This is a genomic window from Pseudaquabacterium inlustre, from assembly GCF_038066595.1.
In the GTDB taxonomy this organism is placed as follows: Bacteria; Pseudomonadota; Gammaproteobacteria; order Burkholderiales; family Burkholderiaceae_C; genus Pseudaquabacterium; species Pseudaquabacterium inlustre.
Genome location: NZ_JBBUTH010000008.1, coordinates 296,525 through 319,284 on the forward strand (window position 1 = coordinate 296,525; position 22,760 = coordinate 319,284).

At 73.3% G+C, this 22,760-nt stretch carries 13 protein-coding genes and 1 pseudogene; 4 read left to right on the plus strand and 10 right to left on the minus strand.

All coding sequences use genetic code 11. The annotated features are described in order from the left end of the window. Positions 1-11: 11 nt before the first annotated feature. The 6 genes from AACH10_RS15860 to AACH10_RS15885 all read right to left on the minus strand — a co-directional run bounded on the left by AACH10_RS15860 (position 12) and on the right by AACH10_RS15885 (position 8,413). Positions 12-539 carry a CinA family protein gene (locus AACH10_RS15860; RefSeq protein WP_341411427.1) on the minus strand — a complete coding sequence of 176 codons (528 nt, stop codon included), beginning with the start codon at positions 537-539 and terminating at the stop codon, positions 12-14. Beyond that, positions 536-1,081: a phosphatidylglycerophosphatase A family protein gene (locus AACH10_RS15865; protein ID WP_341411428.1), complete on the minus strand. Its 546-nt coding sequence runs from the start codon at positions 1,079-1,081 to the stop codon at positions 536-538. Before AACH10_RS15865 ends, AACH10_RS15860 begins: the two co-directional genes overlap by 4 nt. Next, positions 1,078-2,097: a thiamine-phosphate kinase gene (thiL, locus tag AACH10_RS15870; protein ID WP_341411429.1), complete on the minus strand. Its 1,020-nt coding sequence runs from the start codon at positions 2,095-2,097 to the stop codon at positions 1,078-1,080. The genes AACH10_RS15865 and thiL overlap by 4 nt, the downstream gene beginning before the upstream one ends. A 53-nt stretch (positions 2,098-2,150) precedes the next feature. After that, positions 2,151-5,417, minus strand: a complete 3,267-nt coding sequence (locus AACH10_RS15875; RefSeq protein WP_341411430.1) for an ATP-binding protein — start codon at positions 5,415-5,417, stop codon at positions 2,151-2,153. 35 nt (positions 5,418-5,452) lie between these two features. Then, the gene (locus AACH10_RS15880; protein WP_341411431.1) at positions 5,453-6,139 is read right to left on the minus strand and encodes a response regulator transcription factor; all 687 of its coding nucleotides are present in this window, start codon (positions 6,137-6,139) and stop codon (positions 5,453-5,455) included. Positions 6,140-6,205: 66 nt separating this feature from the next. Then, a complete protein-coding gene (locus tag AACH10_RS15885; protein ID WP_341411432.1) occupies positions 6,206-8,413 on the minus strand; it encodes a two-component system sensor histidine kinase NtrB in 2,208 nt (735 codons plus the stop codon). Between the two features lie 268 nt (positions 8,414-8,681). Here AACH10_RS15885 and AACH10_RS15890 point away from each other — a divergent pair, with 268 nt between their 5' ends. The 3 genes and pseudogenes from AACH10_RS15890 to AACH10_RS15900 form a co-directional block, all read left to right on the plus strand. Continuing rightward, a complete protein-coding gene (locus AACH10_RS15890) occupies positions 8,682-10,976 on the plus strand; it encodes an NADP-dependent malic enzyme (protein ID WP_341411433.1) in 2,295 nt (764 codons plus the stop codon). 488 nt (positions 10,977-11,464) lie between these two features. After that, positions 11,465-11,821, plus strand: a complete 357-nt coding sequence (locus AACH10_RS15895) for a guanyl-specific ribonuclease (RefSeq protein WP_341411754.1) — start codon at positions 11,465-11,467, stop codon at positions 11,819-11,821. After that, positions 11,775-12,263 (plus strand): annotated as a pseudogene (locus tag AACH10_RS15900) (barstar family protein); the annotation flags it as partial. The gene AACH10_RS15895 and the pseudogene AACH10_RS15900, both read left to right, overlap by 47 nt. A gap of 231 nt (positions 12,264-12,494) precedes the next feature. Here AACH10_RS15900 and AACH10_RS15905 read toward each other — a convergent pair. The 4 genes from AACH10_RS15905 to AACH10_RS15920 form a co-directional block, all read right to left on the minus strand. After that, positions 12,495-16,748 (minus strand): response regulator, encoded by a 4,254-nt coding sequence (locus AACH10_RS15905; protein ID WP_341411434.1) that lies wholly within the window; start codon positions 16,746-16,748, stop codon positions 12,495-12,497. 122 nt (positions 16,749-16,870) lie between these two features. Continuing rightward, positions 16,871-17,656 (minus strand): 16S rRNA (adenine(1518)-N(6)/adenine(1519)-N(6))-dimethyltransferase RsmA, encoded by a 786-nt coding sequence (rsmA, locus tag AACH10_RS15910; protein WP_341411435.1) that lies wholly within the window; start codon positions 17,654-17,656, stop codon positions 16,871-16,873. Continuing rightward, positions 17,653-19,089, minus strand: coding sequence for a peptidylprolyl isomerase (locus AACH10_RS15915; RefSeq protein ID WP_341411436.1), 1,437 nt, complete (start codon positions 19,087-19,089; stop codon positions 17,653-17,655). Before AACH10_RS15915 ends, rsmA begins: the two co-directional genes overlap by 4 nt. Continuing rightward, on the minus strand, positions 19,086-21,455 hold the full coding sequence (locus tag AACH10_RS15920) for an LPS-assembly protein LptD (RefSeq protein WP_341411756.1): 2,370 nt from the start codon (positions 21,453-21,455) through the stop codon (positions 19,086-19,088). The genes AACH10_RS15915 and AACH10_RS15920 overlap by 4 nt, the downstream gene beginning before the upstream one ends. A gap of 206 nt (positions 21,456-21,661) precedes the next feature. On the opposite strand from AACH10_RS15920, the gene AACH10_RS15925 reads away from it, so the two are divergent. Continuing rightward, positions 21,662-22,753: an aminoglycoside phosphotransferase family protein gene (locus tag AACH10_RS15925; protein WP_341411437.1), complete on the plus strand. Its 1,092-nt coding sequence runs from the start codon at positions 21,662-21,664 to the stop codon at positions 22,751-22,753. The last annotated feature ends 7 nt before the right edge of the window (positions 22,754-22,760 follow it).

Consider the following 22,760-nt stretch of genomic DNA (forward strand, 5'->3'; position numbering starts at 1 on the left):
TCGGGTGGCGCTCAGGCCGCTTGCGGGGTGGGTGGCGACGCCAGCGGCGCGCGCTCGATCAGGCCTTGCAGCGCACAGGCCACGGTGGCGGCGCGCACGGCCGCGCGGTCGCCGCTGAAGTGCTGCGACACGGCCTGCACCTGGGGGGCGCCGGCCGCATCGCGCCAGGCCCAGGCCAGCCACACCAGGCCCACCGGCTTGGTGGCCGTGCCGCCGCCCGGGCCGGCCACGCCGGTGACGGCCACCGCCAGTGCCACCGGCGCACGCGCCAGCAGGCCGCCGGCCATGGCCAGCGCCACCGGCTCGCTGACGGCGCCGTGCGCGTTGATCAGCTCGGCCGGCACGCCCAGCAGCTCGGTCTTGGCGCGGTTGCTGTAGCTGACCACGCCGCGCTCGAACCAGTCGCTGCTGCCGGCCCGGTCGGTGCAGGCGCCGGCGATCAGGCCGCCGGTGCAGCTCTCGGCACTGGCCATCGTCAGGCCGCGGCCGCGCAGCGCATCCGCCAGCGTGGCCACCAGGGTGTCGATGTCAGGGCTCATCCCAGGATGGCTTTCCACAGGGCGATGACCAGCAGCGTGCAGCCGGCGGCCACCAGGTCGTCGAACAGGATGCCGAAGCCCTCGCGCCAGCCGATGGCGGTGCCGGGGCGCTGCTTGTAGCGCGCATCGGCCCAGCCCACCGGGCCGGGCTTGGCGGCGTCGAAGAAGCGGAACAGGCCAAAGGCCACGGCCTGGGCCCAGAACGTGGCCGGCATCAGCAGCCACAGCACCAGCCAGAAGGCCAGGATCTCGTCCCACACGATGGCACCGGGGTCGCTGATGGCCAGGTGCTGGGCGCAGCGTGTGCAGGCCCACCAGCCGATGGCCAGCCCGGCCAGCAGCACCGCGGCCCACATCGGCTCGGTGATCCAGTGGCGCAGCACCAGGAAGCTGGCCCAGGCCCACAGCGTGCCCACGGTGCCCGGCGCCTTGGGCGACAGGCCGCTGCCGAAGCCAAGTGCAATCCAGCGCGCCGGGTGCCCCAGCATGAAACCGGCGGTGGCGCGGCGCGGCGCGGCGCCCACGATCATCGGCCCGTTCATGGCGTGGCGAAGTGGTCGAAGCCGCGCAGCGCCAGGGCCAGCGGTCGGCCCGCGCCGTCCAGCAGGCGCAGCGCCGGGGCCGAGGGGTCCGCGGCCTCGATGCGCCCGATGCGCCGCACGGCCACCGCCGGTCCGCCGGGGTTTGTTGAATTGGCGGCCTCGGCGGCGGCGCGCACCGCGCCATCGGCATCGGCCGGGGCGGTGAACAGCAGCTCGTAGTCGTCGCCGCCGGCCAGCGCGTACGCGCGCTGCACGGCCAGCGGCTGGCTGGCCAGGTCGGGGCTGACGGGCAGCGCGTCCACGTCGATCACCGCGGCCACGCCCGAGCGGCGCAGGATGTGGCCCAGATCGCCCGCCAGGCCGTCGCTGACATCGATGGCCGCCGTGGCCAGGCCGCGCAGCGCGCGGCCCAGGGCCACGCGCGGCTGCGGCAGCTCCATGGCCCGGCGCACGCGCTCGAAGGCCTCGCCCGGCAGCGCCAGCGTGCCGCGGAACACCTCCAGCGCCAGCCGCGCATCGCCGATGCCGCCGCCCACCGGGTGGCTGACCCACAGCGCATCGCCCACGCGCGCGCCGTCGCGCCGCAGCGCCTGGCCGGCCGGCAACTCGCCGAACACGGTGATGCACAGGTTCAGCGGCCCGGCCGTGGTGTCGCCGCCCACCAGCGCGATGCCGTGCGCATCGGCCAGCGCGAAGAAGCCTTGCGACAGCCCGGCCAGGAAGGCCTCGTCCACGCGCGGCAGCGCCAGCGCCAGTGTGCAGGCCACCGGGTCGGCGCCGCAGGCGGCCAGGTCGCTGAGGTTCACCGCCAGCGCCTTGTGGCCCAGGCGCTCGGGCGCCACGGTGGACAGGAAGTGCCGACCCTCCACCAGCATGTCGCTGGACACGGCCCATTGCCGGCCCGCCGTGGGCTGCAGCAGCGCGCAGTCGTCGCCCACGCCCAGCACGGTGGCGCCGCTGGGCGCCTGCGGCCGGGTGAAGTACTTCGCGATCAGGTCGAATTCGCCGAGGGACATGGCGGCAGATTGTCGCCGCGCCTGCGTGGCGCGGCCCGCCGGCGCCGGCGCCGTCAGGTCAGGCCCAGCTCGCGCAGCAGCGCGCGCAGCGCCTGGGCCGTCACCGGCTTGCGCAGCGTGGCGTCCAGGCCGCTGAGCGGGGCCATGTCCACCGTGGGCGGGCTGCCGCTGCACAGCACCAGGCGCGGGCGCTGGCCGGCCGGCGCTTCCTGCACGATGCGCTGCATCAGCGCCAGGCCGGTGCCGTCGGGCATGTGGTGGTCGCTGATCACCGCGGCCACGTCGCCGCGCTGCCAGCGCAGAAAGGCCGACTGGGTGTCGGCGGCCTCGGCCACCTGCAGGCCCTCGCCGCGCAGCAGCTCGCCCATCAGCAGGCGGCTGACCGGGTCGTCGTCCACCAGCAGCACCACGCGGCCGGCGCCCGGGGCCGAGGCCGGCGCGTCGGGCCCCGGCGACGGCGCGGCCGGTCCGGATGGCGCCTGCGCCGGGGGCGGCTCGGGGGCCGGTGGCGGCAGCGGCAGGTTCACGGTGACGGTGGTGCCGCGGCCGGGTTCGCTGTCGAGCGCGATCACGCCCTGCATGGCCTCGACCAGGCGTTTGCAGATGGCCAGCCCCAGGCCGGTGCTGCCCTCGGGGGGCGCCTCGGCGGGCGCGTGCAGCGTGCCGAAGGGCTCGAACAGCGCATGCTGGCGCTCGACGCGGATGCCCACGCCGGTGTCGCGCACGGTGATCAGCAGCCGGTCGTCCCGGCCATCGACCGAGGCGTGGCACTGCGCGCTGACCTGCACCTCGCCGCGGGGCGTGTACTTCACCGCATTGCCGATCAGGTTCACCAGCAGCTGGCGCAGGCGCAGGCCGTCGGCCAGCACGCGCCGCGGCACGGCGGGGTCGATCTGCAGACCCAGGCGCAGGCCGCGGCTCTCGGCCGCCAGGCGGTGGTTGTCCACCAGCTGCGCCATCAGCGCCGACAGGTCCAGCGGCGCCGGGTGCAGCGTCAGCCGGCCGGCCTCGAAGCGCGCCAGATCCAGCACATCGTCGATCAGCTGGGTGAGCGCCGAGGACGAGTCCTGCGCGATGCGGCACACCTGGCGCTGGGCCTCGTCCAGCGGGCCCTCGGACAGGCGCTGCAGCGCCAGCGTCACGGCCTGCAGCGGGCCGCGCAGCTCATGGCTGGCGCTGGCCACGAACAGGTTCTTGGCCTGCATCGCGTCCAGCAACTGGGCCTGCAGCGCGCGCTCGGTGGACACGTCGACGATGTAGCCGGTCCAGGCCGTGCGGCCGCCGTCGAGCTCGCGCACCGCCACCTCGCAGTGCAGCCAGCGTTCGCCTCGCAACGGATCGTCGTAGCGCCAGGTCAGCTTCATCGGCCGGCGCTGGCGGGTGCTGTCGCGGCGTGCCTGGCGCAGCAGCGCGGCGTCCTCGGCGCGCATGTGCGGCGTGAGGGTGTCGAGCAGGCCGCCGGCCTCGTCGATCGGCGTGCCGAGGAACTGCCCGGCGGTGGGGCTCAGGTAGCGCTGCTCGCGCCGGCCATCGGCCGACAGCACGGTCTGGAACACCACGCCGGGCAGGCTGGCGGTCACATCGGCCAGGCGCTCCTCGGCCTGGCGGCGCTGGCGCACCTCGGTGCCCAGGCGGCGCATCCACCACAGGCTGGCGCCGGCCAGCAGCAGCAGCGCCGCGCCCGACACCGCCAGCCACGGCGCATGGCGGCGCCACGGGAAGCCGGGCATGAAGTCCACCGCCACCCAGCGGCGCAGCATGCGTGCACGCTCGGCCGGCGGGATGTCGGCCAGCGCGCGGTCGATCAGCGGGATCAGCCCGGCGGCCTCGGACGAGGTGGCGAAGTGGAACTGCGCCGGCAGTTCCTCCACCTGGGCCACGGTGCGCAGCACGCCGTTGTTGTCGTTGTTGATGCGCAGGTTGGCGTACAGCTTCACCTCCACCGCCGCATCGGCCAGGCGCCCGGCCACCAGGTCCATCGCGCCGCCGCCCGGTGGCGCGTCGACGATGCGGATGTCGGGGTAGCGGCGGCGCAGCAGCTCGCGCAGCGGATGCTGCGGGGCCAGGGCCAGGCGGCGGCCGCGCAGGCTGTCCAGGTCCCAGTACATCGGGGCGTCGCTGCGCGCCACGATGTAGTACGGCATCTCCAGGTAGGGGTGCGAGTAGGTCACGTCCTGCGCGCGGCCGGGCGTGTAGGTGAGGAAGGGCACGACATGGATCTGCCCGGCCCGCAATGCGTCGAGCATGCGCGCCACGCTGTCGAAGGGCACCACGTCCACCGCCACGCCCAGGCGCGCGGCCACCTGCTGGGTGTAATCGGCGGCGATGCCCGAATGCCCGCCCTCGGGCGTGGCCTCGTTGAGCAGCTCCAGCCCGCGCACCGCGCCCACGCGCAACACGCTGCGCCCGGCCAGCTGCTGCTGCTCGGTAGGCGACAGCTGCAGCATCGCCACGGCCGGCTGGCCCTGGCGGTCGATCTGGCGCATGGCCGCCTGCAGTTCGGGCAGCGGCGTGGCGCGCAGCGCGGCAATGCCCTTGCTGAGCGCCGAGGCCAGCAGCGGCCAGTCACGGCGCACGCCGAAGTGCATCTGCCCGGTGGCATAGGTCAGCGAGCGCTTGACCTGCAGCCCGGCCACGCCGTCGCGCTGGATGCGGTCCATGGCCATCAGCATGCTGCCGACGTAGTAGTCCTCCTCGCCCAGCGCCACGGCGTGCAGCGCGGCCGAGGTGTTGGCCTGGTCGGTGACCAGCGCCTCAGGGTAGTGGCGGCGCACATAGGCCTGGGCCACGTAGCCGCGCTCGATGGCCACGCGCCGGCCGTTCAGCGTGGGGTTGTCGGCAAAGCGCGTGTCGGCCGCGCGGCCGATGATGGCGCCCGGGTTCGGCGCGGTGCCCAGCGTGTAGGCCATGTAGGCCTCGCGCGAGGGCTCGTAGCCCACGGTGGCCATCAGGTCCACCTCGCGCTCGCGCAGCGCGGCCAGCGCCTCGGGGAAGGACGGCAGCACCACCGGGCGCAGGCGCAGGCCCAGCGACTGCGCCACATGGGTCAGGATCTCGATCTGGATGCCCGAGATCTCGCCGCTGTCGGCGATCACCTCGTAGGGCCGGTTGTCGGGCAGGTTCAGGCCCACGCGCAGCTCGGGCAGCTGGGCGATGAAGGCGCGCTCGTTGGCATCCAGCAGATCGCGCGCCGGCAGCACCGGCGTGCCGCCGGGCGCCAGGCGGAAGCGGAAGTGGTCGCGCGCGCCCACCGGCGCCGCCGCCTGGCAGGCCATCACCGCCAGCGTCAGACAGACCAGCAGGCGGCGCAGGGCGTGCATCGGTACTGCCGGTTCGGGCGCAGGCCGCCGCAGGCTCAGGCGCCGCGTCCGCGCAACAGGTTGGCCAGCTCGACCGCCGAGCGCACGCCCATCTTCTCGAACACGCGGGCTCGGTGCACCTCCACCGTGCGCACGCTGATGTCCAGCTCGTCGGCGATCTGCTTGTTGGCCAGGCCGTCGATGACCCGGCTCATGACCTCTTGCTCACGCTCGGTCAGCTCGGACAGCGATTGCGCCACGCGCTGGCGCTCGCGCCGGCGCAGCAGCGCCTCGGTGCTGGCCGCCAGGGCCTGCTCGACGCGGTCGACCAGGGCGTTGTCGGAGAACGGCTTTTCCACGAAGTCGAAGGCGCCGCGCTTGACCGCCGACACCGCGGTGGGCACGTCGCCATGGCCGGTGAGGAAGATCACCGGCATGGCCTCGATCAGGCCGCGCTCGACCAGGCGCTCGAACAGCACCAGCCCGCTGGTGCCCGGCATGCGCACGTCCAGCAGCAGGCAGGCCGGCGCGTCGGGCCAGATGTCGGCCAGCGCCTGGCTGCCCTTGGCGTGGGTGGCGCGTTCGGCCAGCCAGGCCTCGAAGGCCTCGGCATTGGCGAAGCCCTCGGACAGCAGCCGGCGCGAGCGCAGCAGCCAGGCCAGGGCGTCGCGCACCACGGGCTCATCGTCCACCAGGTACACCACCGGCAGACCCAGCGGTGGCGAGATCGGCACGGCGGTCATGGCGGCGGAGTATCGGGCATGGCCGGCGTCGCGGCCAAGCACCGCCTGTGGCGGCGCTGCGCCATGTCAGGACGCGCCGGTGGCGGCCTCGACCGGCGGCGCCGCGCGCCCGCCCCGCTGCGGCGGTGGCGGCAGCGAGAAGCGGAACACCGTGCCGACCAGCTGGCCACCGGCATCGCGCAGGTTCTCGAAGTCCATCGCGCCGCCATGCTGCTCGACCACGGTGCGGCACAGCGACAGGCCCAGGCCCATGCCCTCGGGCTTGGTGGTGAAGAAGGGCGTGAACAGGCGCTGCGCCACGTCGTCGGCGATGCCGGGGCCGGCGTCGCGCACGCTGAACTCCACCCAGCGGCCGGCGGCGGGCTCGGCCGCGCCGGCGTCGGCGGCCAGCCCCGGCAGCAGGCGCACACCCAGCGTCAGCACGCGCTCGGCCAGCGGCGTGTGCGCCTCCATGGCCTGGATGGCGTTGCGCGTGAGGTTCAGCAGCACCTGCTCGACCATCGTGCGGTCCACGCGCACGCGCGGCGGCGGCTGCACGATGTCCAGCACGATGCGCGCACCGCTCTTGCGGGCCGACAGGCGCACCAGCGGCAGCACCGAGTCGATCAGCACGTCGGCGCCGATCAGCTCGTGCGCCTGGTGGCGCCGGCGCACGAAGTCGTGCACGCTCTTGATCACGCGGCCGGCGCGCTCGGCCTGCTCGGCGATGCGTTCGGTGGCATGGCGCAGCAGGCCGCGCAGCTCGTCGGGGCTGGGCGGCGGGCGGCGCAGCGCGGCGCCGGCACCGACACCAGCGGTGGGGGCGACGTCGGCGGCGTCGGCCTCGGCCAGCAGGTTCAGCGAGCCGGTGGCATAGCTGGCAATGGCCGCCAGCGGCTGGTTCAGCTCGTGGCTCAGCAGCGAGGCCATCTCGCCCACGCTGGCCAGGCGGGCGGTGGCCTGCAACCGTTCCTGCTGCTGGCGCGACAGGTCTTCCACGCGACGCTGGGCGGACAGATCCAGCACCGCGCTCATCCAGCCGGTGTGGTGGCCGGTGCCGTCGACCAGCGGCGCCTCGTACACCATCACCGGGAAGCGCTCGCCGTTCTTGCGCTGGAACTCGGTCTCGTAGCCCTCGCGCGAGGGCGGGTTGTGCGCGTCCGAGGCCAGTCGCTCGGCCTGGCGGCGCTGGTAGGTCGCCACCTGGTCGGGCGGCCAGTACGGCGGCATCGTGGCCTGCATCAGCTCGTCGGGGCTGAAGCCCACCATCGCGCAGAAGGCCGGGTTGACGTAAACGATGCGGCCGGCACGGTCGCGCGCCCGCAGGCCGGTGATCAGCGAGTCCTCCATGGCCTTGCGAAAGGCCAGGGCCTCGGCCAGCGCGGCCTCGGCGCGGGCACGGCGGCGCGTGTCACGCACCAGCATCAGCACCACCGCGAACAGGCCCGCCGACAGCCCCAGCACCAGGGCCGTGGCCAGGTTGGGGATCAGGCTGGGGCGGCGCTCGGCGGCGTCCACGCGCACCTGCAGCGGCGCGCCGGTCAGGTCGATCAGTCGGTCGGCCACGAACACGCCGGCGCCGCGCACCGCGCCGCTGCGCGCCAGGCGGGTGCCGTCGGCCTCGACGAAGCTCAGCTCGTGGCGGCGCGCGCTCTCGGGCAGGCGCACCGTCTCCAGCAGCTCGGGCAGCATCAGCGTGGCCACCGCAAAGCCCACCAGCTGGCCGGCCTGCTGCACCGGCACGCAGGCGTCCACCACCTCCACGCCCAGGCCGCCGGGCATGGGCACGAACTGGCTGGGCGTGAAGGCCGGGGCCATCGCCCGCTGCGCGGCGGTGCAGGCCAGCTGGGCCTCGAAATCCACGCTGCTGCGCGGCAGGCGCTGGAACAGCGGCTCGTGCCAGGGCGAATCGGCGGCCACGGCGATGCGCATGGCGCGGTCGCGCAGCTCGATGCGGCCGATCTCGCGCTGGGCGCGCAGCAGCGCGGCGGCGTTCTGGCGCCAGGCGCCGTCGTCGCCCTCGTCGCCAGCGCGCGGCTGCAGCGCCTGCAGACCCTGCAGCACGCGCTGCACGCCGCGGCGGATCTCGCTCTGCACCGCGGCGGCCACCTCGTCGGTGCGCTCCTGCGCGCGGGTCTCCTCGTAGCGCAGCGACAGCAGCACCAGCAGCGTCTGCGCCACCAGCAACAGGCCCACCAGCGCGCCCCACAGCAGCGCGCGGCGCGCGCGGCGCGGCGGTGCGGCCAGCGGTGGCAGGGCGGGTGCGGGGGCGGCCGGGGCCACGGAAGGCGTCATCGTCGGCAAGTATTGGCGCGGCCGACGGCCGGTCTGGTACGCAGTTTCGCGCATGGGCTTGCGCCCCGGCCGGGCGCACACTGCGGCCGGCTGAGGCGGGCACGCGTGCCCCATGCCGATGGCGCATGACGCCATGCCTCAGCGGCGTACCGCGCCGAACCCCGCTGCCTAGAATCGCCGACCCACTGTCGCCCCGGCGACGGCGCCCGCAGGCGGCGGCCCTCGCCCGCACGGCCGACCACTCCAAAAACGCTCTCTCGCACCCGCCATGTCCACCTACGAAGAAAAGCGCGCCGAGCTGCGCCGCAGCGCCCTCGAGTACCACGAGTTCCCGACGCCCGGCAAGATCGCGGTGACGGCCACCAAGCAGCTGGTGAACCAGCGCGACCTGGCTCTGGCCTACAGCCCCGGCGTGGCCGCTGCCTGCGAGGAGATCGTGGCCGACCCGGCCAACGCCTGGCGCTACACCTCGCGCGGCAACCTGGTGGCCGTGGTCTCCAACGGCACCGCCGTGCTCGGCCTGGGCGACATCGGCCCGCTGGCCTCCAAGCCGGTGATGGAGGGCAAGGGCGTCCTGTTCAAGAAGTTCGCCGACATCGACGTCTTCGACCTCGAGATCAACGAGAAGAACCTCGACAAGCTGGTCGACATCATCGCCGCGCTGGAACCCACCTTCGGCGGCGTCAACCTCGAGGACATCAAGGCCCCCGACTGCTTCTACGTCGAGCGCAAGCTGCGCGAGCGCATGAAGATCCCCGTCTTCCACGACGACCAGCACGGCACCGCCATCGTCGTGGGCGCCGCCCTGCTCAACGGCCTGAAGGTGGTGGGCAAGAAGATCGACGAGGTCAAGCTCGTCACCTCCGGCGCCGGCGCCGCGGCGCTGGCCTGCATCAACCTGCTGGTCAAGCTGGGCCTGCCCAGGAAGAACATCTTCGTCACCGACCTGGCCGGCGTGGTCTACCAGGGCCGCACCGAACTGATGGACCCGGACAAGGCCGAGTTCGCGCAGGACACGCCGCACCGCACGCTGGCTGAAGCGATCGCCGGCGCCGACGTGTTCCTGGGTCTGTCGGCCGGCGGCGTGCTCAAGCCCGCGATGGTGGCCAGCATGGCCGCCAAGCCGCTGATCTTCGCGCTGGCCAACCCGACGCCGGAGATCATGCCCGAGGAAGTCAAGGCGGTGCGCGACGACGCCATCATGGCCACCGGCCGCACCGACTACCCGAACCAGGTCAACAACGTCCTGTGCTTCCCGTACATCTTCCGCGGTGCGCTGGATTGCGGCGCGACGACGATCACCGACCAGATGGAGATCGCCGCGGTGCACGCCATCGCCGAGCTGGCCCAGGCCGAGCAGAACGACGTGGTGGCCGCCGCCTACTCGGGCGCGACGCTGAGCTTCGGGCCCGAGTACCTGATCCCCAAGCCGTTTGACCCGCGGCTGATGATCAAGATCGCCCCGGCCGTGGCCCGCGCGGCCGTGGCCTCGGGCGTGGCCTCGCGCCCCGTGACCGACTACGACGCCTACGAGATGAAGCTGCAGAGCTTCGTCTACGCGTCGGGCAACACCATGAAGCCGATCTTCTCGGTGGCCAAGAAGGCGCAGCGCAAGAACGTGGCCTTCGCCGAGGGCGAGGACCGCCGCGTGCTGCGCGCCGCGCAGGTCATCGTCGACGAAGGCCTGGCCCGCCCCTGGCTGGTGGGCCGCCAGAGCATCATCGAGCGCCGCATCGAGAAGTACGGCCTGCGCCTGAAGCCGGGCCGCGACTGCGAGATCGTCAACATCGACAACGACGCACGCTACAAGGACTTCTGGCAGACCTACCACCAGCTGACCGACCGCAAGGGCGTCACCGAGCAGTTCGCCAAGATCGAGATGCGCCGCCGCCTGACGCTGATCGCCAGCATGCTGCTCTACAAGGGCGAGGTCGACGGCATGATCTGCGGCACCTGGGGTTCCACGACCCAGCACCTGAACCACATCGACCAGATCATCGGCCGTCGCGCCGGCGTCAAGACCTACGCCTGCATGAACGGCCTGATCCTGCCGGGCCGCCAGGTGTTCCTGGTCGACACGCACGTCAACTACGACCCCAGCGCCGAGCAGCTGGCCGAGATCACCATCCTGGCCGCCGAGGAAATGCTGCGCTTCGGCGTCACGCCCAAGGCGGCGCTGCTGTCGCACAGCAACTTCGGCTCCAGCAACCACCCGTCGGCGGTGAAGATGCGCGACACGCTGGCGCTGGTGCAGCAGCAGGCGCCCTGGCTGGAGATCGACGGCGAGATGCACGGCGACGCCGCGCTCGACGCCGCCTACCGTGGCGAGCTGATGCCGCGCAGCACGCTGACCGGCGAAGCCAACCTGCTGGTGCTGCCCAACATCGACGCCGCCAACATCAGCTACAACCTGCTGAAGACGGCCGCCGGCGGTGGCATCGCCATCGGCCCGGTGCTGCTGGGCGCCGCCCGCCCTGCGCACATCCTGACCCCGTCGGCCACGGTGCGCCGCATCGTCAACATGACCGCGCTGACGGTGGCGGACGCCAACGCTGCGCGGTGACTGGTGCACCCGGCCCCGCGGGTACGCGGGGCCACCCGCCGGGCGGGTTGGCGGGCCCGCTTGGGAGCGGCCCGGCGCTAGCTAGCCCGCCTGTTGGCGCACTCGGCGCCGCGGGTACGCGAGGCCACCCGCCGGGCGGGTTGGCGTGCCCGCTTGGGAGCGGCCCGGCGCTGGCCTGCCTGATGGCGCGCCCGGCCCGGCAGGGGATCATCCAGACGCCGCACCAAATCGGTGCAAATGCTGAATGCGCTTGCAAGCCGTCGCAAAGTTCATGACTTTCCGGCTTGACAACTTGAAATCCCCGAAAGAACAAGCACTTAGGGTTTTGTGAGTACCCACTCATATCCTTGGTTCATTGCCCAAATTTGAGGCAATGGCTTGAGTTTTCGGGGGCTCTCAAGTACCATGCTGTGCTCAGTTTTCAGGGTTAACCCGTGGCAAAGACCGTCCGGTCATCGTTCATGTCCTCCTGGCGTTCGCTGGGTGTCATGGCGGCGGTCGTGTCGGCGCTGTGGGCCGGTGCGCCGGTCCACGCCAGGGGCCCGGTGGACAACGGCAGCACCGTGGCCCTGGCCACGCTGCCGCCCGAAGCCCAGCAGACGCAGCGCCTGATCCACGCCGGTGGCCCGTTCCCGTACGCAAAGGACGGTTCGGTCTTCGGCAATCGCGAACGTCTGCTGCCAGCGCAAGCGCGCGGTTTCTACCGCGAGTACACCGTGCCGACGCCGGGGTCGCGAGACCGTGGCGCCCGGCGCATCGTGTGCGGCGGCCGTCAATCCACCCAACCCGAAGCCTGTTATTACACGGCCGATCATTACGCGAGCTTCCAGCTCATCGCGCCATGACCGGCCAGACGAATCGGAACCCACCTCTGTTTCTGGAAGGAACGTGACCATGCTGCTGCAGACCGTCCGTCCCAACATCGTGCAGGCCATCCGGGCCTACCGTGTCGATGATCTGATGCAGGCCGCCGAGAACGCGGGCCAGCACTTCCTGTATGCCAACCTGGATGGCACGCAGAACAAGCAGGAAGTGCTCGAGAAGATCGCTGAGTCCTTCCTGTTCCCGGCGCACTTCGGCAAGAACCTCGATGCGCTGTACGACTGCATGACCGACCTGGTGCACCGCGCCGGCACGCAGCCGGGCTTCGTGGTCGTGCTCGAGCAGTTGCCCGACAACGCCCGCTTCGACCGCGAGGCGCGCGAGCAGCTGCTCGACGTGTTCCGCGACGCCGCCGATTTCTGGGCCGAGCGCCGCGTGGCCTTCCGCTGCTTCTACTCGTTCGCGGTGGCCCGCAGCACCGAGACCAGCGCCTGGGAACGCGTGAACGAGGCCGCCCAGGCGGCCGAGAAGACGCCGCCCAAGGCCGCCTCGAAGAACGGCACCAACCCCAACTTCGGCATGAACATGCCGATGATGTGCAGCGCCTTCGACACCGCGATGTGGGTCAACGGCGCCTGACGACAGCGCGCTGACATCGTCTGCCGACGGGCGGCCTGCGGGCCGCCCGTTGTCGTTTCAGCTGGTCACGGCCTCGCCGGCCTGGGCCACCAGCGTGGCCAACGCATTGCGCAGCGGCAGCATGGTGGGCACGCGGCCTTCCAGGGCCGCCGCCTCGGCGCCCAGCGCCAGCGCCTCGATCTCGCCGGCGCCGATGGCGCCCGCCGCGCCGCGCAGCGAGTGCAGCGCGCGCGCCAGCGTGGCCGGGTCGTCCGAGGCCAGCGCCTGCCAACCGCTGCCGCCGGGCTGGTACAGGCCGACGAAGCGCTCCAGCACCCGGGCGTAGACGTCGCCCCGCCCGCCCGCATGGGCGATGCCCAGCCCGGCGTCGAGCCCGGCGATGGCCGCCCACAGCGCGCCGGTGCGGCCGGGCTCGGGCGCCACGGCCGGTTGCGGCAGCCAGCGCAGCAGGGCCTCGAACAGCTGCAGTGGATCCACCGGCTTGGCCACGTGGTCGTTCATGCCGGCGGCCAGGCATTCGGCCCGGTCGTCGGCAAAGGCGTTGGCGGTCATGGCCAGGATCGGCAACTGCGCGGCCTGCGGCATGGCGCGCAGCGCGCGGGCGGCCTGCAGGCCGTCCATCACCGGCATCTGCATGTCCAGCAGCACCAGGTCGTAGGCCTGGCGCTGCACGCGCGCGAGCGCCTGGGCGCCGTCGCCGACCACGTCCACGCGCAGGCCCACGTCGGCCAGCAGGGCCACCGCGACCTCCTGGTTCACCGGGTTGTCCTCGGCCAGCAGCACCCGCGCCGCACTGGGGCGCGCGCGCAGCCGCTGCTCGGCGGCGTGCAGGGCCTCCATCGGCGGCGCGGCCACCGGCGCCGCGCCCAGGCGCCACTGGCGGTGCACCAGCATGCGCGACAGCGCGTCGAACAGCGTGGACGGCGTCATCGGCTTGACCAGCAGCCCATCGAAGCCGGCGGCACGGGCGCGCTCGGCCGGCGCGCTGCCGTCGTCGGTGCAGGTCAGCAGCGCGGGCGGCAGGGCGCGCCGGGCCTGGGCACGCAGGCGCTGCAGCGCCTCGGCGCCACCGAAACCAGGCATGGTCTCGTCCAGCAGCAACAGGTCGAAGCCGGCCGAGGCCTCGTCGCGGCAGGCCTCCAGCACGGCCGGGCCGTCGGCCACCGTCACCACCTGCAGGCCCATCTGGCCCAGCATGTCGGCCACCGCCTGGCGCACCGCCGGCAGGTCGTCGGCCAGCAGCACGCGGCGGCCATGGAACTGGCCGCGCTCGGCCACCGGCGGCGGGGCCAGCGGCTCGGCCAGCAACGCGGTGAACCAGAAGCGGCTGCCCTCGCCCGGCCGGCTTTCCAGGCCCACCTCGCCACCCATCAGCTCGGCCAGCCGGCGCGTGATCGCCAGGCCCAGGCCGGTGCCGCCGAAGCGCCGCGTGGTCGAGGCATCGGCCTGCTCGAAGGCCTGGAACAGCCGCGCCTGCTGGTCGACCGGAATGCCCACGCCGGTGTCGCGCACCTCGAAGCGCGCGCGCACCAGGCCGGGCGGCGGTGGCGCCCCGGTGCCGGCCGGCGGTGGCGGCAGGCGCTCGGCGCGCAGCACGATGCTGCCGCGCTCGGTGAACTTGGCGGCGTTGCCCAGCAGGTTCAGCAGCGCCTGCGACAGCCGGGTGGCATCACCGCGCAGGCGCATCGGCAGGTGGTCGGTGTCGACGACCAGCTCCACGCCCTTGGCACGCACGCGGTCGGCCACCAGCGTGACGACGCGGCTGATCACCGTGTCGAGGTCGAAGTCGGCGCGCTCGAGCTCGAGCTTGCCGGCCTCGATCTTGGACAGGTCGAGCACGTCGTTGATGATCGCCAGCAGGTGCTGCGCGGCGGTGTCGATGTGCGCCAGGCGCTCGCTCTGGCGCGGCTCGGCGGCCTCGCGCCGCAGCAGGTGGGTGAGGCCGACGATGGCGTTCATCGGCGTGCGGATCTCGTGGCTCATGTTGGCCAGGAAGGCGCTCTTGGCCTCGCTGGCGGCCTCGGCCCGGTCGCGCGCCTGCACCAGCGCCTCGTTGAGCTCCTGCAGCCGCAGCTCGGCCTGCTTGACCGCACTGATGTCCGACAGCACCACGAACAGGCCACGCACGCCGGCCTCGGCGCCCTCGACCGGCGACCGGTCGGGCACCAGGTGCGCCAGCGCATGGCGCAGGCCGCCCTCCAGGGCCGGGGCCGGCAGCGCCAGCGCCACGGTCTGGGCCTCGCCACCCAGCGCCGCCAGCAGCGCGTCGGCCACCGCGCGCACCACCTGCGGGCCCAGGGCCTCGGCAGCCGGGCGGCCCAGCAGCTGCTCGGGCGTGCGGTCGAACCAGGTTTCGCAGGCCCGGTTGGCGAAGCGCCAGCACAGCTGCGGATCCCAGTAGCCGACGACGTTGGGAATGGCATCGGCCACCGCCTGCGTGAAGCGCAGCGCCCGCGTCTGCGCGGCCACGGCCTGTTCCAGCTCGGCGGTGCGCTCGGTGACGCGCTCTTCCAGCCGGTGGCGGTGCTGCGCCAGCTCGTCCGCGATGCGCTTGCGCTCGGTGATGTCGCGGCAGGCGGCCAGCGCCAGCCAGCGGTCGCCGAACAGGAAACGCGCGCTGCTGACCTCGACCTCGAGGCGGCTGCCGTCGCCACGCAGGAAGGTGGTCTCGAACAGCTGCGGCACCGGCACCGCGCCGGACATCGCACCGCGCACCTGCTCGGTGGTCCATTGCACGTCCCATTCCCAGACATGCAGGCGCTGCACCGCCTCGGGCGGCCGACCCAGCAAGGCGGCGAAGGCCGGGTTGAACTCGACGACGGCCCCCTCGTCGTCGAGCACCACCACGCCGTCGTGCGCCTGCTGCAGCAGGGCCGCGCGCAGGGCCAGGCCTTCGTCGAGGCGGCGCTGCATGCGCGCCAGCTCGCCCACGTCGCGCATCACCGTGAACACGCCGACCACGGCGCCGTCGGCGTCGCGCAGCGGGCCCATGGTGACATCCCAGGGCCGCAGCTCGCCGCCGGGCGTGGCGGCCAGCTCGGCCTGCAGGCGCAGCGTGCCGCCCTCGCGGCGCACACGGCGTTCAAGCGTCGCCGCATCGGCGCCATCGGCCAGCAACGCGCCGGGCGGTGGCAGCGTGTGCGCCGCCCGGCCGATCAGCGACGACGCCGCCACGCCCAGCAGCCGCGCGGCCGCGGCATTGCACAGCAGCACCCGGCCCTGCGCGTCCTTGGCGGTGATGGCGTCGTCGGTGCCGTCGGCGATGGCGGCGTACAGCGACAGCTGCTGCAGCGCCTCCTGCTGCAGCGCGCGCTGCTGCCGGCTGCGGCGCAGCTGCTCGCGCTGGCGCAGCGTCCGGGCGCCGAAGGCCAGTGCCAGCAGCGCCAGCACGCCGGTGGCGGCGATCCACACCAGCTCGCCGGCCAGGGCCGCGAAGGCCTCGCGCTGCGCGACGCTGGCCGCCACCCACCAGTCGGTGCCCGGCACCGGGCGCAGTGCGCCGAACACGGCCTCGCCGGCATGGTCGTCCAGCGCCTGAGAGGGCTGGCCGGGCGTGGCGCTGGGCAGTGCGGCCGCCGGAAAGCGCGGCTCGCTGACGGCCTGGCGCAGCGGTGGCGGCGTGGCCGCGCCATCGGGCGGGCCCAGCAGGCGCAGCTGGCCATCGTGCTCCTGCCACAGCCGCGTGCGGGCGCTGTGGCTGGCGGTGGGCCAGCCGGCCAGGCGCTCGAACAGCGCCAGCCGCGCATCGACCCGCAGCACCGCGGCGATCTGCGCCGGCTGACCGCTGTGCACGTAGGGAATCACCAGGTGCACGCGCGGCACGCCCTCGGCATCGGGCGCCGGCGCCGTGACCTGCACGCCGCCGCTGACCCGTGCGCGCTCAAGCGCCTGGCGCAGCGCGTCGTCGACCACCAGCGGGCCGTCGGCGGCGACCACGCGGGCCTGGGCGTCGAGCACGGCGACGCGGTCGGCGCCGTCGGCGCGGCGCATCTCGGCCAAGCGCTCGACCAGGCGCTGACGGGCCTCGTCGTCACCGCCTTCGAGCTGGCGGTACAGGTCGACCATGTAGGCGCTGCTGCGCACGAAGCGCGCCTCGGCATGGCGCTCGGCCAGCCAGGCGCCCAGCTCGCTGGCGCGCAGCTCGGCGACGAAGGCCACGCGCGCGGCCTGCTCCTGGCGGTGCTGCGCATAGCGCGTGGCGGCGGCCACCACGCAGCCCGCCACCACCGAGGCGGCCAGGGCCCAGACGGCCAGACGCCCGAGGCGGTCAGGGATGGGAGGGCGGCTGCCGGAGTCGTCGGGGCGCAACATGCACGGGGGAGATGGCGTCCGCGTCATTCTGAGACAGCGCCAAGGCACTGCCGGGCCGCACAAACCCGACGCTTGAGCGCGGTCCCGCCGCCTTCAGGGGCTTTCGGGCCCCAGGGGCCGGTTCACGCGCCCGGTGCGGCCGGCGCGCTGCCCACGGCCTGGGCCAGGGCCACGTACTCGGCCACCGGCACTTCCTCGGCACGGCGCTGCAGGTCGAAGCTGCCGGCGAAGCCCTGCTCGGCGAGCCAGCGGCCCAGGCTGTGGCGCAGCAGCTTGCGGCGCTGCGAGAAGGCCGCGGTGACCAGCGCGCCCAGCCTGGCGGGGTCGAGCGCCGGCGGCGTGGCCAGCGGCCGCATGCGCACGATGGCCGAGTCCACCCGCGGCGGCGGGTCGAAGGCCTCGGGCGGCACGTCCAGCGTGGCCTCGATGGCATAGCGCCACTGCAGCATCACCGACAGGCGGCCGTAGTCCTTGCCGCCCGGGCCCGCGGCCATGCGGTCGACGACTTCCTTCTGCAGCATGAAGTGCTGGTCGCGCACGCGGTCAGCCACCTCCAGCAGATGGAACAGGATGGGCGTGGAGATGTTGTACGGCAGGTTGCCCACCACGCGAAGCGGCTTGCCGGCGGCATCGGCCAGCGCGGCGAAGTCGACCTTCAGCACATCGGACTCGATGACCGTGACACCCTCGCGCTTGCGCCAGCGCGCGGCCAGGTCGCGGTCGAGCTCGATGACGGTGAGCGCGCCGCAGCGCTCCAGCAGCGGCTGGGTCAGTGCGCCCAGGCCAGGGCCGATCTCGACCAGCGGCTCGCCCGGCCGCGGATCGATCTGGCGCACGATGGCGTCGATGAGGGCCGTGTCGACCAGGAAGTGCTGGCCGAAGCGCTTGCGCGCAACGTGACCGCTCACAGCGGCGGCTCGCGCATCTCGATGTAGGCGCGCAGCCGCAGCTCCTTCACCCAGTCGGTGTAGGCCTGCTCGAACTTGGCCTCGCGCAACTGGTTGCGGGCCTGCTCGCGCACCTCCTTGGGCTCGAGCGAAACGTTGCGGCGCTCGTCCACGCGCAGCAGGTGCACGCCGAAGCGCGAGACCACCGGGGCCGACAGCGCGCCGGGGGCCAGCTTGTTCATCGCGTCCTCGAACTCGGGCACGAACTGTCCGGGCGCAGCCCAGCCCAGGTCGCCGCCGTTGGGCGCGCTGCCGTCTTCCGACACCTCGCGCGCCACGTCCTCGAACTTGCGGGCGCCGCTCTCGATCTGGCGGCGCAGCTCTTCCATGCGGCGCAGCACGGCCGGCTGCTGCGTGGCATCGCCCACGCGCAGCAGGATGTGGCGGGCGTGGGTCTGCGTCACCTGGTAGAAGTCGGGCTGCTGGCGGTCGACCACCTTCAGCACGTGGAAGCCCGCGGCGCTGCGCACCGGCTGCGGCGTGACCTTGCCGATCTCGAGCTCCTTGACGGCCTCGATGAACAGGTCGGGCAGGCGTGCCGCCGGGCGCAGGCCCAGTTCGCCGCCGGTCTCGCGGTTGTTGTCCTCGCTGAGCTCGCGCGCCACCTGGGCGAAGGACTCGCCGCGCTGCACGCGCTCGAGCGCGGCCTTGGCGATGGCCTGCTTGCTGGCCACCACCGACTCGCTGGCGCCCTCGGGCAGCTTCACCAGGATCTGCGCCAGGTTCAGCTGCACCTCGCCGGCCAGGCGGGCGCGCTGCTCGTCGAGCAGCTTGTCGATGTCGCCGTCGGTGATGCGGATGCGGTTGAGCACCTCGCGTTCGCGCACGCGCTCGACCAGCAACTGGTCGCGCAGGTTGTTGCGAAAGCGCGCCCAGTCCATGCCTTCGGCCTTCAGCCGCTCGCGCAGCTGGGGCACGGTGATCTGGTTCTGCGCGGCCACGTTGGTCACGGCGCGATCGAGCTCGGCATCGTCGACCTTGGAGCCCGAGTCGCGGGCGTAGGTGATCTGCACGCGCTCGTCGATCAGCGCCTCGACGGCCTGCTGGCGCAGCGACTCCTCGGACGGCAGCTGGCCGCCCTGGCGGCGCAACTCGGCCTGGGCGCGGTCCAGGCGCAACCCCACCTCGACCGAGGTGACCAGCTCGGTGTTGACCACCGCGACGATGAAGTCGCCGTTGCGGCTGTTGCGCTCGGCGCTCCCCAGCTTCACGGCGGCGCGCGGCGCGGTGGCCGCCGCGGCGGCCTGGGCCATCGCAGTGGGCGCGGCCAGGCAGCCCGCCAGCGCCAGGGCGCACAGAAGCGCCCCGCCGGAGCCGGCGCGACGCTGGACGCGCGCCGCGGCACGGCGGACGGTGGGGCCAGCGCGAAGGCCGGTGCAGGGGATGTGGGTCATGGATCGAAGCGGGAGAACGGCTGGCCCGGCGTATCACGCAGCAGCCGGTAACCGGGGATATTGTCCTTCAACACCTGCAGCGGGTTTGCCCCGATGCGCGACAGGCCCGAGAGCTCGAGCTGCACCGAGATCTGCGTGTGCGCCTCGGCCCGGCCGGTGGACAGGCGGGTGAAGACCAGGCGGCCGATCCAGCAGGCGCTGTCGTACTCGACGCCGACGATGGAGTCGGTCAGCCGGCTGTCCTTCATGCTGTAGTTCAGCCGGCCCACGCCATAGACGGTGCCGCCGCAGCCGCCCGAGGCGCCCACCGGCCGGCTGGTGCCGCGGTAGATCGGCCACTGCCAGCCCAACTCGGCCTGCTCGGACAGGCCGCGCGCCAGGCGGTAGCCCATGCTCACCGTGTGGAACGGCGCCGGCGTGTAGCGCGCGCCCAGGATCGAGCGCACGACGCGCGAGCTGTCGGGGTTGTACTGCAGCGCCGCGTCCAGCCGCCAGGGGTTGAACACCGGCGTCGAGGCGTCGAACAGCACGTCGGAGAAACGCTGCGACTGCGGCTCGCCCGAGACCACCACGCGCTGCTCGCGCAGGCGGATGCGCTGGGCCATGCCCAGGCGCAGCAGCTCGCCCCCGGTGGCCGCGTCGACCATGCGGCTGGTGACGCCGGCGGTGACCTGGTGCGCGTCCTGCACGCGGTCGATGCCCGAGAAGGCGTTCTCGGCATAGATCGACACGGTGTTGAAGTCGCGCTCGGCGGTGTCGAACAGCGGCAGCTGAGACTGGTCGCGGTAGGGCGTGCGCACGTACAGCAGGCGCGGCTCCAGCGTCTGGCGCAGCGCGCGGCCGAACCAGCGGCTGTCGCGCTCGAACACCATGCCGGCGTCCAGGCTGGTGGTGGGGATCACGCGGGTGTGGCGGCGCAGCGCGGCGTCGGCCTGGTCGATGCGGTAGCTCGCGGCATTGAGCGACAGCTTGGGCGTCAGCCACCAGCCGGCGTTGCCGAAGGGCCGCGACAGGCTGCCCAGCGCATGCCAGCGCCAGCCGGTGGGCAACGTGGCCGAGGCGCTGCCGTCGGGCCGGTCGAAGTGGTTGAGCTCGGTCTCCAGCGCCGCGCGCAGGCCCAGCGGCAGCAGCGGCGCCGCGCGCAGCCCCAGTTGCGGACTGCGGCGGTAGGGCGCCACGATCAAGTCGTCGCCGCTGCCGGTCTGCAGCACCTGCCAGTGCTGCACGCGCGCATAGGCGGTCACCGCGCCCCAGGGCGTGGCCAGGTCCTGCTCGGCACGCGCATCGCGCGGCAGCAGCCGCGGCGAGGTGGTGGGCACGGTCTGGCTGAAGTCCTTCCAGTAGGCGTCGTCCGATACCTGGTAGGCCTTCAGGCTGTAGCGCAGGCCGCTCCCGCCCAGGCCGGCCAGCACCGGCACCTGGCCCTGCTGATCGAGCTGCAGCGCATGGCGCGAGGTGCCGGTGTCGCGGTCGTAGGGCAGCAGGTGCAGCTTGAGCTGGCCGCTGTGCGCCGGCTCGAGGTAGCGGAACTCGCTGCCCAGCGCCAGGCCGCGGCGCGTCAGCACGGTGGGCGTCAGCGTGGCGTCGCGGTTGGGGGCGATGTTCCAGTAGTAAGGCACCGACACCGTGGTGCCGTTGCGGCTGTCCAGCGGCACGATGGTGGGCGGTAGCCAGCCGCTCTTGCGCGCATCGCTGAGCGGGAAGCTCACCTTGGGCAGCGCCAGCAGCGGCAGGCCCAGGAACTCGAGCACCGCGCCCTCGGCCACGCCCTCGTTGGCCGCCAGGTCCAGGCGCACGCGGTCGGTGCGCAGCAGCCAGTCGGGGCCCTGGCCGTCGTCGCGCGGGCAGCTGGTGTAGACCGCCTTCTGCAGGCGGCTGCGCGCGCTGTCGAGGAAGTCGATGCGCTCGGCCTTGCCGCCCGAGCCCAGCTCGAACAGCTCGAACTCGGGCTGCTGGAAGAAGCCCTCGAAGCGCTGCACCTGCAGCTGCAGTTCGCTGCCGCGGTAGCGCACGCCGGGGCGCTGGATCTCGACCCGGCCGCGCGCGGTGGCGGTGTCGCTGGCGCTGTCGTAGCTCAGCCGGTCGGCGCGGATGGCGGTGCCGGCGCGGCGGAACTCCACCGCCCCCTCGGCCACGGCGTCGATGTCGGGGCGCACGGTCAGCTTGTCGGCCTGCAACAGCACCGGGCGCTGCTGCGCGGCCTCGCCCTCGGGCGGATCGGTCAGGCGCGGGCTGGATTTCAGCGCGGGCGGGGCGTCGGCGACCGGTGCCGGGGCTGGCACGGAAGGGGCGCCGGGCGCCGTCTGGGCAGCCACCGGCTGCACCAGCCAGGGCGCCAGGGCGGCGGCCCAGGCCAGCGGCAGCATCACGGGCGCGATGCGGGGGTGGCGGCGTTGACGGGGGCGGACGGCTGGGGGCACGGGCGGTGGACGCGGGCGCACCCGGGGCACGGGGCGGAAGACAGGGCGGGAAAACGGGCTGACCGGCGAGGCCGGCACCCGGCCCGGCAGGGTGGGCTTCGTAGAATCGGCGGATTATCCATGAGGGTGTCTGCCGCACCCTGCCCGCCACGATGAGTTCCGCCGCTGCGCCCGCCGCCACCTCCGCGATCCCCTGGACCGACACCGCGCGCGAGGCCGCCTTCTGGCGCTGGTTCACGCCGCTGGCCGCGCGCGAGGGCCTGGATGCCGCCACGCTGGCGCCGGCCTCGGCCGATGCCAGCTTCCGCCGCTACCTGCGCGTGCAGGGCGCCGGCGGCCGCAGCTGCATCGTGATGGACGCGCCGCCGCCCCAGGAGGACGTGCGCCCCTTCGTCGACATCGCCGGGCGCATCCAGCGTGCCGGCCTGCACGGCCCGGTGGTGCTGGACGCCGATGCCACGCACGGCTTCCTGCTGCTGACCGACCTGGGCAGCGAGCTGTACCTGCGCGCGGTGCAGACCGCCGACGGCAAGGGCCCCAGCGAGCGCGCCGAGCCGCTGATGCGCGACGCCATCGCCGCGCTGCTGCAGTGGCAGCAGAAGGTGGACGCCACCGGCCTGCCCGAGTACGACGACGCGCTGCTGCGCCGCGAGCTGGCGCTGTTTCCCGACTGGTGCGTGGCCCGGGAATTCGGCATCACCTGGACGCCGCAGCAACAGGCCACCTGGGACACGCTGTGCGACCGCCTGGTGGCCAGCGCGCTGGCCCAGCCGCAGGTGGCCGTGCACCGCGACTGGATGCCGCGCAACCTGATGGTGAGCACGCCCAACCCCGGCATCCTGGACTTCCAGGACGCCGTGCGCGGGCCGGTCACCTACGACATCGCCTCGCTGCTGCGCGACGCCTTCGTCAGCTGGGAAGAAGAGCGCGAGATCGACTGGGCCGTGCGCTGGTGGCAGGGCGCCCGCGGCGCCGGCCTGCTGGGCGAGACCGCGCTGGCCGAAGACTTCGGCGAATGCTGGCGCGCCATCGAGTGGATGGGCCTGCAGCGCCACCTGAAGGTGCTGGGCATCTTCTGCCGCCTGAAGCACCGCGACGGCAAGCCGGCCTACAGCGCCGACCTGCCGCGCTTCTTCGCCTATGCCACCAAGGTGGCCGTGCGCTACCGCGAGCTGGCGCCGCTGGTGCGGCTGATCGAGCCGATGAGCGGACCGCTGACGACCACGGGCTTCTCGCTGCGCTGACCGGTGG

Excerpts from the sequence above, each read along its gene's own strand:
- AACH10_RS15890 (WP_341411433.1), top strand. The coding sequence starts at position 8,682 with ATGTCCACCTACGAAGAAAAGCGCGCCGAGCTGCGCCGCAGCGCCCTC.
- AACH10_RS15895 (WP_341411754.1), top strand. The coding sequence starts at position 11,465 with ATGGCGGCGGTCGTGTCGGCGCTGTGGGCCGGTGCGCCGGTCCACGCC.
- AACH10_RS15875 (WP_341411430.1), bottom strand. The coding sequence starts at position 5,417 with ATGCACGCCCTGCGCCGCCTGCTGGTCTGTCTGACGCTGGCGGTGATG.
- AACH10_RS15860 (WP_341411427.1), bottom strand. The coding sequence starts at position 539 with ATGAGCCCTGACATCGACACCCTGGTGGCCACGCTGGCGGATGCGCTG.
- AACH10_RS15885 (WP_341411432.1), bottom strand. The coding sequence starts at position 8,413 with ATGACGCCTTCCGTGGCCCCGGCCGCCCCCGCACCCGCCCTGCCACCG.
- AACH10_RS15865 (WP_341411428.1), bottom strand. The coding sequence starts at position 1,081 with ATGAACGGGCCGATGATCGTGGGCGCCGCGCCGCGCCGCGCCACCGCC.
- AACH10_RS15880 (WP_341411431.1), bottom strand. The coding sequence starts at position 6,139 with ATGACCGCCGTGCCGATCTCGCCACCGCTGGGTCTGCCGGTGGTGTAC.
- thiL (WP_341411429.1), bottom strand. The coding sequence starts at position 2,097 with ATGTCCCTCGGCGAATTCGACCTGATCGCGAAGTACTTCACCCGGCCG.
- AACH10_RS15925 (WP_341411437.1), top strand. The coding sequence starts at position 21,662 with ATGAGTTCCGCCGCTGCGCCCGCCGCCACCTCCGCGATCCCCTGGACC.
- AACH10_RS15915 (WP_341411436.1), bottom strand. The coding sequence starts at position 19,089 with ATGACCCACATCCCCTGCACCGGCCTTCGCGCTGGCCCCACCGTCCGC.
- AACH10_RS15920 (WP_341411756.1), bottom strand. The coding sequence starts at position 21,455 with ATGCTGCCGCTGGCCTGGGCCGCCGCCCTGGCGCCCTGGCTGGTGCAG.
- AACH10_RS15905 (WP_341411434.1), bottom strand. The coding sequence starts at position 16,748 with ATGTTGCGCCCCGACGACTCCGGCAGCCGCCCTCCCATCCCTGACCGC.